Below are 12444 nucleotides of genomic sequence, written 5' to 3' on the forward strand. Positions count from 1 at the left end.
CGCCGTTAAGCGATGCGCGCGCAAGTTATGGGAAAATCCCTGTTTTTGCGACATTTCTTCCTGGCACCGATGAGCACCGAACCCAGTTCCAAGCCTGTTTTCCCGATTACCGACGAAGTCCGGCATGCGCTCGCCGTCACGAAGCGCGGCGTCGACGAGCTGCTGATCGAGGAAGAGTTCGCGCAGAAGCTCGCGCGCAGCGCGGCCACCGGCACGCCGCTTCGCATCAAGCTCGGCCTCGACCCGACCGCGCCCGACATCCACATCGGCCATACGGTCGTGCTGAACAAGATGCGTCAGCTGCAGGACCTCGGCCACACGGTGATCTTCCTGATCGGCGATTTCACGTCGCTGATCGGCGATCCGTCGGGCCGCAACGCGACGCGCCCGCCGCTCACGCGCGAGCAGATCGAGTCGAACGCGAAGACCTACTTCGAGCAGGCCGCTCTCGTGCTCGATCGCGAAAAGACCGAGATCCGCTACAACAGCGAATGGTCGATGCCGCTCGGCGCGGACGGGATGATCAAGCTCGCGTCGCGCTACACGGTCGCGCGGATCCTCGAGCGCGAGGACTTCACGAAGCGCTTCCAGGGTGGCGTGCCGATCTCGATCCACGAATTCCTGTACCCGCTGATGCAGGGCTACGATTCGGTGGCGCTGAACGCCGATCTCGAACTCGGCGGCACCGACCAGAAGTTCAACCTGCTGGTCGGCCGCGAATTGCAGAAGCAGTACGGCCAGGAACAGCAGTGCATCCTGACGATGCCGCTGCTCGAAGGTCTCGACGGCGTCGAGAAGATGTCGAAGTCGAAGGGCAACTATGTCGGCATCAGCGAGAAGCCGACCGACATGTTCGGCAAGCTGATGAGCATTTCGGACACGCTGATGTGGCGTTACTTCGAACTGCTGTCGTTCCGCAGCCTCGACGAGATCGCCGGCTTCAAGCGCGAGGCCGAAGGCGGCCGCAACCCGCGCGACTTCAAGGTGCTGCTCGCGCAGGAAATCGTCGCGCGGTTCCATTCGCAGACCGACGCCGAGCGCGCGCTCGAGGACTTCAACCACCGCGCGAAAGGCGGCGTGCCGGACGACATTCCGTCGGTTACGCTCGCCGGCGCGCCGCTGGCGATCGGCCAGTTGCTGAAGCAGGCCGGCCTCGTGCCGTCGACGAGCGAAGCACTGCGCAACATCGAGCAGGGCGGTGTGAAGATCGACGGCGCGACCGTGTCGGACAAGGGCCTGAAGGTCGAGGTCGGCGAGTTCGTCGTGCAGGTCGGCAAGCGCCGCTTCGCGCGCGTCACGCTGACCGCATGATCGCGCTGATCCAGCGCGTGAAGCGCGCCGACGTGCGCGTCGGCGACCGCACGACGGGCGAGATCGGCGCGGGCCTGCTCGCGCTGGTCTGTGCTGAGCGCGGCGACACCGACGCTGCGGCCGACAAGCTGCTGGCGAAGATGCTCGGCTACCGCGTGTTCAGCGACGCGGCCGGCAAGATGAACCTACCGGTGTCGAATATCGACGGCGCGGGCCGCGCGGGCGGCCTGCTGCTAGTGTCGCAGTTCACGCTGGCGGCCGACACCAACAGCGGGCTGCGACCGAGCTTCACGCCGGCCGCACCGCCCGACGAAGGCGCGCGGCTGTTCGACTATTTCGTCGCGGCCGCGCGGGCGCGCCATCCCGTCGTCGAGACGGGCGAGTTCGGCGCCGACATGCAGGTATCGCTCGTCAACGACGGCCCCGTGACGTTCTGGCTGCAAGTGCGGCCCTGATTCTTCCCCGGAGACGCGCCGCGATGGCCACCACGCAGATTCTTTTCATCCGCCATGGCGAGACGGCCTGGAACCGCATCAAGCGCATCCAGGGTCATATCGACATCCCGCTGGCCGACACGGGTCTCGCGCAGGCGCAGCGGTTGGCCGCGCGGCTCGAACGAGAGGCGCGCGAGGGCGCACGGATCGACGCGGTCTATTCGAGCGACCTGGTGCGCGCGCAGCAGACGGCGTTACCCTTCGCCGATTCGCTCGGGCTGCCGCTGCAGTTGCGGGACGGGTTGCGCGAACGCTCGTACGGCGCATTCCAGGGGCATGACAGTACCGAGATCGAGGCGCTGTTTCCGGACGCATACGCGGCCTGGCAGACGCGCGATCCGGGCTTCGCGCCGGAAGGCGGCGAGTCGCAGCGTGCGTTCTATCACCGCGTGCTGCATGCGCTCGAGCCGATCGTCGCCGCGCATCCGGGCGGCCGGATCGCGTGCGTCGCGCATGGCGGCGTGCTCGATTGCGTGTACCGTTTTGCGAACGGTCTCGATCTGTCGGCGCCGCGCAATTACCAGCTGCTCAATACGAGCATCAACGTCGTCGATTACGTGGATGGCCGCGCGCAGGTCGTGCAGTGGGCCGACGTGTCGCACCTGGACGCCGAGAGCGACGACGACGGCTATCGCAAGGTGCTCTGAGCACGCGGGCCGCCCGGCATTCCCCTTCCTCCTGCGTGACGCCTACTGCGGCAGCGCGTGGCGCACCTTGTAGTCGAGCGCGTATGCGATCTTGCCGGGCTGGTCGGCCGTGATCGGCTGGCGCAGCCTGTTGAATCCCCGTTGTTGTATTTCTTCCCGCCGTCGATCGCATCGGCGCGCCCGAGGTCGGCGCCTGTCTTGCCGTCGATCACGGGGTCCGTGGCCGCGACCACGCGCGTCGATGCATTCCAGACCGCGTTCAGGTAGCCCGTGTCGGCCTTCGCCGGATCGGGGGCGGTGCTCCGCACGCGCTTTTCCATTTGCCCGGTTGCGGCGTGACGGTGGCGGGCGGCGCAGGCGTCGTCGTGGTGCCGCCGGACGGCGTTGGGGTGTCCGTACGCGCGACGGCGGCAACATCGTCGCCTCAGCAGGCGGACAGGCTGGCGGCAAGGACGAAGCGGATCGGCACGCGTGGCATCGCGGGCATCGGATGTCGGTAGGGTGGCGGGACACCGCGCGGGTCACGGAAGGGCGGGGTGTGCGGCACGTGCAGCACGTGCGACCGTGCGCAGGTGCAGGCCCGTCAGCGTGTCACGGGTATTTGAAATGAAATTGAAATAATTGGAAGAGGCTGATCGTCAGGCGGGTGGGGCGCCGTCGGGTGGGGGCGCGCTCGCGCGACGGCGCGCACGCTTCGACGCGCCGTTGACGAGCGCCCAGCGCAGTACGGGTGCGACGGCACGTACGCCAGGCCGGACCACCGCGCGCCGCAGCGGTGCGAACGTCGACACGCCGAGCATGCGCTGCGCCCACGGCGGCAGCAGGTCGATCCCGGCATGCACCATCAGCGACGCGGCCGGCCGCAGCGCAGGCTTCGCGACCGGCACATTCAGCAGGATGGCCATCACGTCGAAGGTATGCGGCCCGGCTTCGAGTTCCGGCTGCATGCGCGCGAGATACGCGGCTACCTCGGCGCGCGAACGCGGCACCTCTTGTGCGCCTAGCAGTTCGGCGATCAGCGCCGTTTCGGCGTAATAGCGGTCCTGCAATTCGCCCGACAGCGCCGGATTCACGTAGCACAGATGCGCGGCGAGGAAGCTCGATACTTCCGCGATATGCACCCAGGTCAGCAACGCCGGATCGTCGGCACGGTACGGCCGCCCGTCGGGCGCGGTACCCGATACGCGCGAGTGGATCGTTTTCACGCGCTCGATCAGCGCGAGCGCGTCCGCGCGACTGCCGAACGTCGTGCCCGTGATGAACGTGGCGGTGCGCCGCAAGCGGCCGAGGATGTCGGTGCGAAACGACGAGTGATCCCAGACGCCGGCGAGCGCGAGCGGATGGAGCGCCTGCAGCAGCAGCGCGGCGATGCCGCCTGTCATCATCGACGTGAAGTCGGCATGCACGCGCCAGCAGACGGCATCGGGGCCGAACAGCCCGGGATCGCCGGGCGGCGAAGAGAGATCGAGCGACGGGCCGCCGCCGCCCGCGGTCAGGTGCGTGATGCCGGCCACGAGGCGCTTGCGGATCGGCTCGGCCCAGCGCGGGCCCGGTGCGGGTGCGGCGGGGTGGCGGCTAGGCGGCGTCATCATGGCTGGCGTGGCTCGGGCGGCCGGTTACTTCCCGGCGGGCGTATCCCACATGCCGCGTTCGGCGCTGCCGGCGTCGGGCGCGGAGAGCCCGAAGTGGCGGTACGTGAGCAGCGTCGCGACGCGCCCGCGCGGCGTGCGCTGCAGGAAGCCCTGCTGGATCAGGTATGGTTCGAGCACGTCCTCGATCGTGTCGCGCTCCTCGCCGATCGCGGCTGCCAGGTTGTCGATGCCGACCGGGCCGCCGTCGAACTTGTACAGGATCGCCTCGAGCAGCTTGCGGTCCATCAGGTCGAAGCCGACCGGATCGACGTCGAGCATCGCGAGCGCGGCATCGGCCACCGCCGCGGTGATCTGGCCGTCGGCCTTCACTTCCGCGAAGTCGCGTACGCGGCGCAGCAGCCGGTTCGCGATCCGCGGCGTGCCGCGCGAGCGCTTCGCGATTTCCAGCGCGCCGTTCGGATCGATCTGCGCGTTCAGCAGCGACGCCGAGCGCCGCACGATACGCGACAGTTGATCGGCGTCGTAGAACTCGAGGCGCGAGACGATCCCGAAACGGTCGCGCAGCGGGTTGGTCAGCATCCCCGCGCGGGTGGTCGCGCCGACGAGCGTGAACGGCTGCAGGTCGAGCTTCACGCTGCGCGCGGCCGGACCTTCGCCGATCATGATGTCGATCTGGTAATCCTCGAGTGCCGGATACAGGATTTCCTCGACGACCGGCGACAGCCGGTGGATCTCGTCGATGAACAGCACGTCGTTCGCTTCGAGGTTCGTCAGCAGCGCGGCGAGATCGCCCGCGCGCTCGAGCACGGGGCCCGACGTCTGGCGCAGGTTCACGCCCATCTCGCGCGCGATGATGTGTGCGAGCGTCGTCTTGCCGAGACCCGGCGGCCCGAACAGCAGCACGTGGTCGAGCGGCTCGGAGCGGCGCTTCGCGGCTTCGATGAAGATCTCGAGCTGGCCGCGCACCTTTTCCTGGCCGACGTAGTCGTCGAGCTGGCGAGGCCGCAGCGCGCGTTCGAACACCTCCTCGTGCGACGAGGTGGGCGTGGCGGCGATGATCCGCTGCTCGGTGGCGAGTTTGTCGGTTTCAATCATGCGGCCATTGTACCGCGCGCCGCTCGCGGTCCGAACTGGCCGGACGGCCGACTGGCGCGCGCCGCGCGGCGGCGCGACACTGCGTCCGACAGTCGGTTCTGGCGGGCGTTACGCCTTCGACAGCGCCTTCAGCGCGAGCTTGATGCCTTCGGACACGCCGGTGCCGGCCGGCACGTTCTTGATCGCGGCCAGGCCTTCCTTTTCGGAGTAGCCGAGTGCGAGCAGCGCGTTGAGGATGTCGGTCGCGTGGTCGGACGCCGACGCGGCGCCGGCGAGCGCGCCGAGGTCGGCGCCGAGCTTGCCCTTCAGCTCGAGCAGCAGGCGCTCGGCCGTCTTCTTGCCGATGCCGGGCAGGCGCGTGAGGCGCGCGGCGTCCTGCATCGTCACGGCCTGCGCGAGCTCCTGCACGCTCATGCCGGACAGCACGGCGAGCGCCATGCGCGCGCCGATGCCGGTGATCTTCAGCAGCTCGCGGAAGGTCGTGCGCTCCTGCGGCGTCAGGAAGCCGTACAGCAGGTGCGCGTCCTCGCGGACGATCTGCTGCGTGAGCAGCACGACGCGCTCGCCCGTCTGCGGCAGGTTGTAGAAGGTGCTCATCGGCACGTCGATTTCGTAGCCGACGCCGTTGCAGTCGACGAGCAGGTGAGGCGGGTTCTTTTCGAGCAGGATGCCGGCGATGCGACCGATCATGGATGGCGGGATGCGAGGAAGAAAGCGCGAGTGTAGCGCACGCGCGGCGCAATGCCGATGGGCTTGGCCGTCAGGCCGATGCGGTGCGTGTCGCGTGTGCGCCGCGCGCGGGCAAAACAGTCAGTCCGATGTGCCGGGCGACGGCGCGCGCCGGCATCAGCCGACCAGCCGCCCGCGCCGCACGCGCAGCCCTTTCTTCGCGAGCGCCGGCGCGAGGCCGCCGAGCGTGCTGAGCGTGTTGCCGCCGTGCGCATGGCAGATCGCCATGCCGAGCGCGTCGGCCGCGTCGGAACCCGGTTGTCCGGAGAGGTTGAGCAGCCGCGTGACCATTTCCTGCATCTGCGTCTTGGTCGCGCGGCCGTAGCCGACCACGGCCTGCTTGAGCTGCAGCGCCGTGTATTCGGCGACCGGCAGGCCGCCCGCGACGAGGCCGCAGATCGCGGCGCCACGCGCCTGGCCGAGCAGCAGCGTCGACTGCGGGTTCACGTTGACGAACACCTTTTCGATCGCGGCCTGGTCGGGCGCATGTTCGCGCACGATCGTCGACACGCCCTGGAAGATCGTGCCGAGCCGGGTGGCCAGATCGGCCGTCGGCGTGCGGATCACGCCGCTCGTCACATAGGCGAGCCGGTGGCCGCTGACGTCGATGACGCCGAAGCCGGTGACGCGCAGGCCGGGGTCGATGCCGAGAATTCGCATGAGTGAGGAGAGATGCGTGATGCAGCGATACTACAACGAATGGTGCGGCGAGCCGGCCGCAAGGTCGCGCGCGACGGCGCCGCGCAATAAAAAACCCGGCGGGTGCGACGCCGCCGGGTTGTCGTGCAACGGCCGCGCGGGCCGCGTGCGATCAGTGACGGAAGTGGCGCACGCCCGTCAGGATCATCGCGATGTTGTGCTCGTCCGCTGCCGCGATCACTTCGTCGTCGCGCACCGAGCCGCCCGGCTGGATCACGCAGGTCGCGCCGGCCGCCACGACAACGTCGAGGCCGTCGCGGAACGGGAAGAACGCATCCGACGCGACGGCCGAGCCAGCCAGCGTCAGGCCCGCGTTCTGCGCCTTGATGCTCGCGATGCGCGCGGAATCGACACGGCTCATCTGGCCCGCGCCGACGCCGAGCGTCATGCCGTTGCCGCAGAACACGATCGCGTTCGACTTCACGTACTTCGCGACGCGCCAGGCGAACAGCAGGTCGTCCATTTCCTTCGGCGTCGGGTGGCGCTTCGTGACGACGCGCAGCTCGTGCGGCTGCACGTTCTTCGAATCGAGCGACTGCACGAGCAGGCCGCCGCCCACGCGCTTCAGGTCGAATGCGTTATGGCCGTCGCCCAGTGCGATTTCGAGCAGGCGCACGTTCTGCTTCGCGGCGAACACCTGCTTCGCGGCGTCGGAGAACGACGGTGCGATCAGCACTTCGACGAACTGCTTCGCGACAGCCTGCGCGGCCGCTTCGTCGACTTCGCGGTTGAACGCGATGATGCCGCCGAACGCGGAGGTCGGGTCGGTCTGGAACGCCTTCGCGTACGCGTCGGCCGAGTCGTTGCCGACCGCGACGCCGCACGGGTTCGCATGCTTGATGATCACGCAGGCCGGCGCGTCGAACGTCTTCACGCATTCCCACGCCGCGTCCGAATCCGCGATGTTGTTGTACGACAGTTCCTTGCCCTGCAGCTGGCGGTAGTTCGCGAGCGCGCCGGCCGGCGTCGCGATGTCGCGGTAGAACGCCGCGCTCTGGTGCGGGTTCTCGCCGTAGCGCAGGTCCTGCACCTTGTCGAACGCCATGTTCAGCGTCGCCGGGTACGCATTGCGCGATGCGTGCTTCAGCTCGTCGGTCAGGCTCGTCAGGTAGTTCGTGATCGCGCCGTCGTATTGGGCGGTGTGCGCGAACACCTTCGTCGCGAGGCGGAAGTTGGTCGGGTAGCCGACCGTGTTGCCGTTCGCCTTCATTTCATCGAGCACGACCGCGTAGTCGGCCGGATCGACGACGACCGTCACGTCGCGGTGGTTCTTCGCGGCCGAGCGCAGCATCGTCGGGCCGCCGATGTCGATGTTCTCGATCGCGTCGGCGAGCGTGCAGTCGTCCTTCGCGATCGTCGCGACGAACGGATACAGGTTCACGACGAGCAGGTCGATCGTCGGGATGCCGTGCTGTTCCAGCGCCTGCATGTGCTCGGGCAGGTCGCGGCGCGCGAGGATGCCGCCGTGGACCTTCGGGTGGAGCGTCTTCACGCGCCCATCGAGCATTTCCGGAAAGCCCGTGTAGTCGGCCACTTCGGTAACGGGCAGGCCCGCGTCGGCGAGCAGTTTCGCGGTGCCGCCCGTCGACAGCAGCTTGACGCCGAGGTCGGACAGCGACTTCGCGAAGTCGACGATGCCGGTCTTGTCGGAAACGGAAATGAGCGCTTGCTTGATCATGATGGAACCACCAATAGCCAGGGAAACGGGGACGGGGCGGCCGACTACAGCAGGCCGTGCTGCTGCAGCTTCTTGCGCAGCGTATTGCGATTGATGCCGAGGTACTCCGCGGCGAGCGACTGGTTGCCGCCTGCCTGTACGAGCACGACCTCGAGCATCGGCTTTTCGACGCAGGACATCACCATTTCGTAGACGTCGTGCGGATTGGAGCCGTCTAGATCCCGGAAATACACGTCCAGGCTCTCGCGGACACATTGTTCGATGTTGTGCTTGCTCATGCTGCTAACTGGTTATGGTCGTCCGACTCGCCCTGGCCGTTTTCCTCTTCGTCATCGACGTAGACGAGATGGTCCGACAGCGCCTTTTGCGCGTCGAAGAATGCATTGACGGCGGCGAGTTGCTCGCGGGAGGAATCGAGCGTGTTCATTCTGTGCCGGAACCCGTTGGCACCGGAAAGGCCGCGAGTGTACCAGCCGATGTGCTTGCGCGCAGTACGGACTCCCGTGAATTCACCATAGAAAGCGTAGTGGTCTTCCAGGTGTTCGTTCATCACGTGCTGGATCTCGTCGATCAGCGGCGGGGGCAGCAGCTCGCCGGTTTGCAGGAAATGATCGATTTCGCGGAACAGCCACGGCCGACCTTGCGCGGCGCGACCGATCATCAGCGCGTCGGCACCGGTTGCATCGAGCACGGCCTTCGCTTTTGCGGGCGACGTGATGTCGCCGTTCGCGACGACTGGAATCCGTACGGCCGCCTTCACGGCCGCGATGGTGTCGTATTCGGCGTCGCCGCGGTAGAGATCGGCGCGCGTGCGGCCGTGCACGGTGAGCATCGCGATGCCGGCGGCTTCGGCCAGGCGCGCGACCGTGATCGCGTTCTTGTGCTCGCGATCCCAGCCGGTGCGGATCTTCAGCGTGACGGGCACCGCATCGGGCCCCGTGCCGACCGCCGCGACGACGGCCTCGACGATCCGCTGCACGAGCGGCTCGTTCTGCAGCAGCGCGGACCCGGCCGCGACGTTGCAGACCTTCTTCGCCGGGCAGCCCATGTTGATATCGATGATCTGCGCGCCGTTGTCGACGTTGTAGCGTGCCGCTTCGGCCATCATCGCCGGATCGGCGCCGGCGATCTGCACCGCGATCGGCTCCACCTCGCCTGCGTGGTTCGCGCGCCGCATCGTCTTCGCGCTTTTCCACAGCTGCGCGTTGGACGCGACCATCTCGGACACGGCGTAACCGGCCCCCAGCCGCTTGCACAGCTGGCGGAACGGACGATCCGTCACCCCGGCCATCGGGGCGACGAACAGGTTGTTACGCAATACGTGAGAGCCGATAACGGGCATCGCAATGGCACCGCCCGCGACCGGCGCGGGCATGAAAAGGGCGGAGGGAAAACGCGCATTTTACCGTATTCCCATGCCCCGCCGATTTGACCCGGTTTGTGTGGTCCGGCCGGGCGCACCGTACGGTGCGCCCGCGTGTCAATTGCGCTGGCCGAACATCATCTGGCGCGCGATCGCCTTCTTGAGCGGCGGCACGAATTCGAGCGCGGTGAGCGCGGCGCCGCGCAGCAGCGGGAGCGGGCCCGTGTCGATCGTAAACAGCCGCGCCAGCGTGTCGGTCGCGCCGATCGTGAAGCGCCGGTCGAGCGCGCGGCGCGCGTTGAAGGTCGCAAGTGCGGTCGCATCGAAGCCTTGCGCGGACAGCGCGTCGACGAGCGTATGCGCGTCGCGCAGCCCGAGGTTGAGCCCCTGGCCCGCGACGGGGTGCAGGGTTTGCGCGGCATTGCCGACGATTGCGACGCGGCCGCTGACGAGCGTTTGCGCGGCGTTCAGCCCGAGCGGGAACGACGCGCGGCCCGCGATCGCGACGAACCGGCCCATGCGTTCGCCGAACGCGCTGCCGAGCTCGCGCAGGAACGCGTCGTCGGGCAGCACCGCGCGGCGCGCCGCTTCGTCGGGCGTGCAGCACCAGACGAGCGCGTAATCGGCCTGGCGCGGCCCGCCGAGCGGCAGCAGCGCGAGCGGGCCTTCGTGCGTGAAGCGTTCCCATGCGACGTTCGGGCGCGGCGCCGATACCGTGACCGTGCCGACGAGCGCGGTCTGCCCGTAGTCGCGGCGGTGCTTGCCGGCGTCGGCCTGCTGTTCGTGGAACAGCCCGCCTTCGGCGTTGATGACGATGCGCGCGCGCAGCGTGCGCTCGCCCTGCGGGCCGTCGAGCGTCAGCGTGACGCCGTCGGTGTCCTGCTGCGGCGCGCGCGCGGTGGTCGACGTGAGCCAGTCGACGCGCGTGCCGTGCACGGCGCCCGCGAGCGCCTGCACGAGCGAGCCGTAGCGCACGACATAGCCGAGCGCGGCGAGGTCGTGCTCGTCGCGGTCGATCAGCGTGCGGCCGAAATGGCCGCGCTGCGATACGTGGATATGTTCGATCGGCGTCGCGTCGGCAGGCCACGCGAGCGTGTCGAGCAGCACGCGGCTGCCGTGCGACACGGCGATCGCGCGCGGGTCGTTCATGCTCGCGGCCGGTTCGCGCGCATCGATCAGCGCGATCGACGCGTGCTGCGTTGCGCTGCGGCGCGCGAGCCAGCCGGCGAGCGCGAGCCCGACGGGGCCCGCGCCGACGATGGCGAGGTCGTAGTCCGGCGTGGCCGGGGAAGAAGCGGTCGTCATCTTGATTCGTGAAACGGAGGTAACGGTCGGCGGCGGCCGGTCATGCGTCCGCGCGCATCAGCGCTTCGATCTCGGCGGCCGCGACCGGCACGCCGCGCGTGATCAGCTCGCAGCCGTGGTCGCGCACGATTGCGTCGTCCTCGATGCGGATGCCGATATTCCAGTACTCGGGCGGCACGTCGTCGGCCGCGCGCACATACAGGCCGGGCTCGACCGTCAGCGTCATGCCGGGTTTCAGCGTGCGCCACGGCAGCGCGCCGTTGCCGTCGCGCTCGGCGAGCCGCTCGCGGTAGTCGCCGCAATCGTGCACGTCCATCCCGAGCCAGTGGCCCGTGCGGTGCATGTAGAAGCGCGTGTACGCGCGCTCGGCGATCACGTCGTCGACGTTCGAGAAGCGCGTTTTCGGGATGATGCCGGTATCGAGCAGCCCCTGCGCGAGCACGCGCACGGCCGCATCGTGCGGCGCCTCGAACGGCACGCCCGCGCGCGTCGCATCGATCGCGGCCTGCTGCGCGGCGAGCACGATGTCGTACAGCGTGCGCTGCGCGGGCGAGAAGCGCCCGTTGGCCGGGAACGTGCGCGTGATGTCCGACGCGTAGCCGTCGAGTTCGCACGCGGCATCGATCAGGATCAGGTCGCCGTCCTGCGCGGCCGCGTTGCCGGCCGGGTAGTGCAGCACGCACGCGTTCGCGCCGGCCGCGACGATCGAGCCGTACGCGGGCGCCTGCGCGCCGTGCTTGCGGAACGTATACAGCAGCTCGGCCTCGAGTTCGTATTCGCGGATGCCGGGGCGGCACGCCTGCATCGCGCGGCGGTGCGCGAGCGCGGAGATGTGCGCGGCGCGCATCATGATCGCGAGTTCGTGCTCGTCCTTCACGAGCCGCATGTCGTCGACGAGCGGCGTGAGGTCGAGCATCGCATCCGGCGCGGCGACGCCCGTGCGCGCCTGCGCACGCACCGCGTCGAGCCAGCCCGCGAGCTGCCGGTCGAAGTCGGCCGAGGCGCCGAACCGGTAATGCACGGTGCCCGCGTCGGCGAGCAGGCGCGGCATCTCGGTGTCGATCACGTCGACCGCGAACGCCGCGTCGAAACCGAACGCGTCGCGCGCGGCTTCGGGCCCGTAGTGGAAGCCTTCCCAGATCTCTCGGTCGACGTTCTTGCCGCGGCAGAACAGGATCGACTCCGGCGCCCCGTGCGGCGCGGCCGCGGTCAGCACGAGCACGGCATCCGGCTCGGTGAAGCCCGTCAGGTAATGGAAGTAGCTGTCGTACCGGTACGGGTAGGCCGTATCGCGGTTGCGCAGCAGTTCCGGCGCGGTGGGGACGATGGCGACGCCGCCGCCGGCGGCGCGCAGTGCGGCAAGCACGCGTTCACGGCGCTGGCGGTAGACGTCGACGGCGATGGCGGGTTCGAGGGGCGCATTCATCGTGCGATTGTAGCGCCGCCGGACGCGGCGCGTGAGAGGGCGGCCAAGAGCCGCGCCGGAAGGCCCGCGTGGCGGTTGTTGCAAACCATCCACAGGCCGGCCGGG

The 12444-nt window shown here is 68.7% G+C and carries 12 protein-coding genes and 1 pseudogene; 3 read left to right on the plus strand and 10 right to left on the minus strand.

The features are described from left to right. Nucleotides 1-69 precede the first annotated feature (69 nt). The 3 genes from tyrS to GD429_RS19480 are packed head-to-tail and all read left to right on the plus strand — an operon-like array spanning nt 70 to nt 2452. Nucleotides 70-1311, plus strand: a complete 1242-nt coding sequence (gene tyrS / locus GD429_RS19470; RefSeq protein WP_152859071.1) for a tyrosine--tRNA ligase — start codon at nt 70-72, stop codon at nt 1309-1311. Further along, on the plus strand, nt 1308-1766 hold the full coding sequence (gene dtd, locus GD429_RS19475; protein WP_034182741.1) for a D-aminoacyl-tRNA deacylase: 459 nt from the start codon (nt 1308-1310) through the stop codon (nt 1764-1766). Before tyrS ends, dtd begins: the two co-directional genes overlap by 4 nt. A 23-nt stretch (nt 1767-1789) precedes the next feature. Further along, the gene (locus GD429_RS19480) at nt 1790-2452 is read left to right on the plus strand and encodes a histidine phosphatase family protein (RefSeq protein WP_152859073.1); all 663 of its coding nucleotides are present in this window, start codon (nt 1790-1792) and stop codon (nt 2450-2452) included. A gap of 42 nt (nt 2453-2494) precedes the next feature. Here the strand turns inward: GD429_RS19480 and GD429_RS41145 are convergent. The 10 genes and pseudogenes from GD429_RS41145 to GD429_RS19530 all read right to left on the minus strand — a co-directional run. Then, a pseudogene (locus tag GD429_RS41145) lies at nt 2495-2763 on the minus strand (chromosome partitioning protein ParB); the annotation flags it as partial. A gap of 327 nt (nt 2764-3090) precedes the next feature. Then, nucleotides 3091-4044: an oxygenase MpaB family protein gene (locus GD429_RS19490; RefSeq protein WP_152859075.1), complete on the minus strand. Its 954-nt coding sequence runs from the start codon at nt 4042-4044 to the stop codon at nt 3091-3093. Nucleotides 4045-4068: 24 nt separating this feature from the next. Next, complete coding sequence (ruvB, locus tag GD429_RS19495; protein WP_111015292.1) at nt 4069-5139, minus strand: Holliday junction branch migration DNA helicase RuvB; 1071 nt, start codon at nt 5137-5139, stop codon at nt 4069-4071. Nucleotides 5140-5247: 108 nt separating this feature from the next. Further along, complete coding sequence (gene ruvA / locus GD429_RS19500) at nt 5248-5829, minus strand: Holliday junction branch migration protein RuvA (protein WP_006401679.1); 582 nt, start codon at nt 5827-5829, stop codon at nt 5248-5250. 156 nt (nt 5830-5985) lie between these two features. Continuing rightward, nucleotides 5986-6528, minus strand: coding sequence for a crossover junction endodeoxyribonuclease RuvC (ruvC, locus tag GD429_RS19505; RefSeq protein WP_034182746.1), 543 nt, complete (start codon nt 6526-6528; stop codon nt 5986-5988). Nucleotides 6529-6679: 151 nt separating this feature from the next. Continuing rightward, on the minus strand, nt 6680-8245 hold the full coding sequence (gene purH, locus GD429_RS19510) for a bifunctional phosphoribosylaminoimidazolecarboxamide formyltransferase/IMP cyclohydrolase (protein ID WP_152859077.1): 1566 nt from the start codon (nt 8243-8245) through the stop codon (nt 6680-6682). 44 nt (nt 8246-8289) lie between these two features. Further along, nucleotides 8290-8523 (minus strand): Fis family transcriptional regulator, encoded by a 234-nt coding sequence (locus GD429_RS19515; RefSeq protein ID WP_006476892.1) that lies wholly within the window; start codon nt 8521-8523, stop codon nt 8290-8292. After that, nucleotides 8520-9587, minus strand: a complete 1068-nt coding sequence (gene dusB, locus GD429_RS19520; protein WP_152859079.1) for a tRNA dihydrouridine synthase DusB — start codon at nt 9585-9587, stop codon at nt 8520-8522. The genes GD429_RS19515 and dusB overlap by 4 nt, the downstream gene beginning before the upstream one ends. Nucleotides 9588-9725: 138 nt before the next feature. Further along, nucleotides 9726-10913 (minus strand): UbiH/UbiF/VisC/COQ6 family ubiquinone biosynthesis hydroxylase, encoded by a 1188-nt coding sequence (locus GD429_RS19525; RefSeq protein ID WP_152859081.1) that lies wholly within the window; start codon nt 10911-10913, stop codon nt 9726-9728. A 40-nt stretch (nt 10914-10953) separates the two neighbouring features. Further along, nucleotides 10954-12339 carry an aminopeptidase P N-terminal domain-containing protein gene (locus GD429_RS19530; RefSeq protein ID WP_152859083.1) on the minus strand — a complete coding sequence of 462 codons (1386 nt, stop codon included), beginning with the start codon at nt 12337-12339 and terminating at the stop codon, nt 10954-10956. Between the last annotated feature and the right edge of the window lie 105 nt (nt 12340-12444).

It is taken from the genome of Burkholderia sp. BE17 (assembly GCF_009362305.1).
GTDB classification, from domain to species: domain Bacteria; phylum Pseudomonadota; class Gammaproteobacteria; order Burkholderiales; family Burkholderiaceae; genus Burkholderia; species Burkholderia pyrrocinia_C.

Coding starts and splice junctions, on each gene's coding strand:
- tyrS (WP_152859071.1), top strand. CDS start 70: ATGAGCACCGAACCCAGTTCCAAGCCTGTTTTCCCGATTACCGACGAA.
- dtd (WP_034182741.1), top strand. CDS start 1,308: ATGATCGCGCTGATCCAGCGCGTGAAGCGCGCCGACGTGCGCGTCGGC.
- GD429_RS19480 (WP_152859073.1), top strand. CDS start 1,790: ATGGCCACCACGCAGATTCTTTTCATCCGCCATGGCGAGACGGCCTGG.
- GD429_RS19490 (WP_152859075.1), bottom strand. CDS start 4,044: ATGATGACGCCGCCTAGCCGCCACCCCGCCGCACCCGCACCGGGCCCG.
- ruvB (WP_111015292.1), bottom strand. CDS start 5,139: ATGATTGAAACCGACAAACTCGCCACCGAGCAGCGGATCATCGCCGCC.
- ruvA (WP_006401679.1), bottom strand. CDS start 5,829: ATGATCGGTCGCATCGCCGGCATCCTGCTCGAAAAGAACCCGCCTCAC.
- ruvC (WP_034182746.1), bottom strand. CDS start 6,528: ATGCGAATTCTCGGCATCGACCCCGGCCTGCGCGTCACCGGCTTCGGC.
- purH (WP_152859077.1), bottom strand. CDS start 8,245: ATGATCAAGCAAGCGCTCATTTCCGTTTCCGACAAGACCGGCATCGTC.
- GD429_RS19515 (WP_006476892.1), bottom strand. CDS start 8,523: ATGAGCAAGCACAACATCGAACAATGTGTCCGCGAGAGCCTGGACGTG.
- dusB (WP_152859079.1), bottom strand. CDS start 9,587: ATGCCCGTTATCGGCTCTCACGTATTGCGTAACAACCTGTTCGTCGCC.
- GD429_RS19525 (WP_152859081.1), bottom strand. CDS start 10,913: ATGACGACCGCTTCTTCCCCGGCCACGCCGGACTACGACCTCGCCATC.
- GD429_RS19530 (WP_152859083.1), bottom strand. CDS start 12,339: ATGAATGCGCCCCTCGAACCCGCCATCGCCGTCGACGTCTACCGCCAG.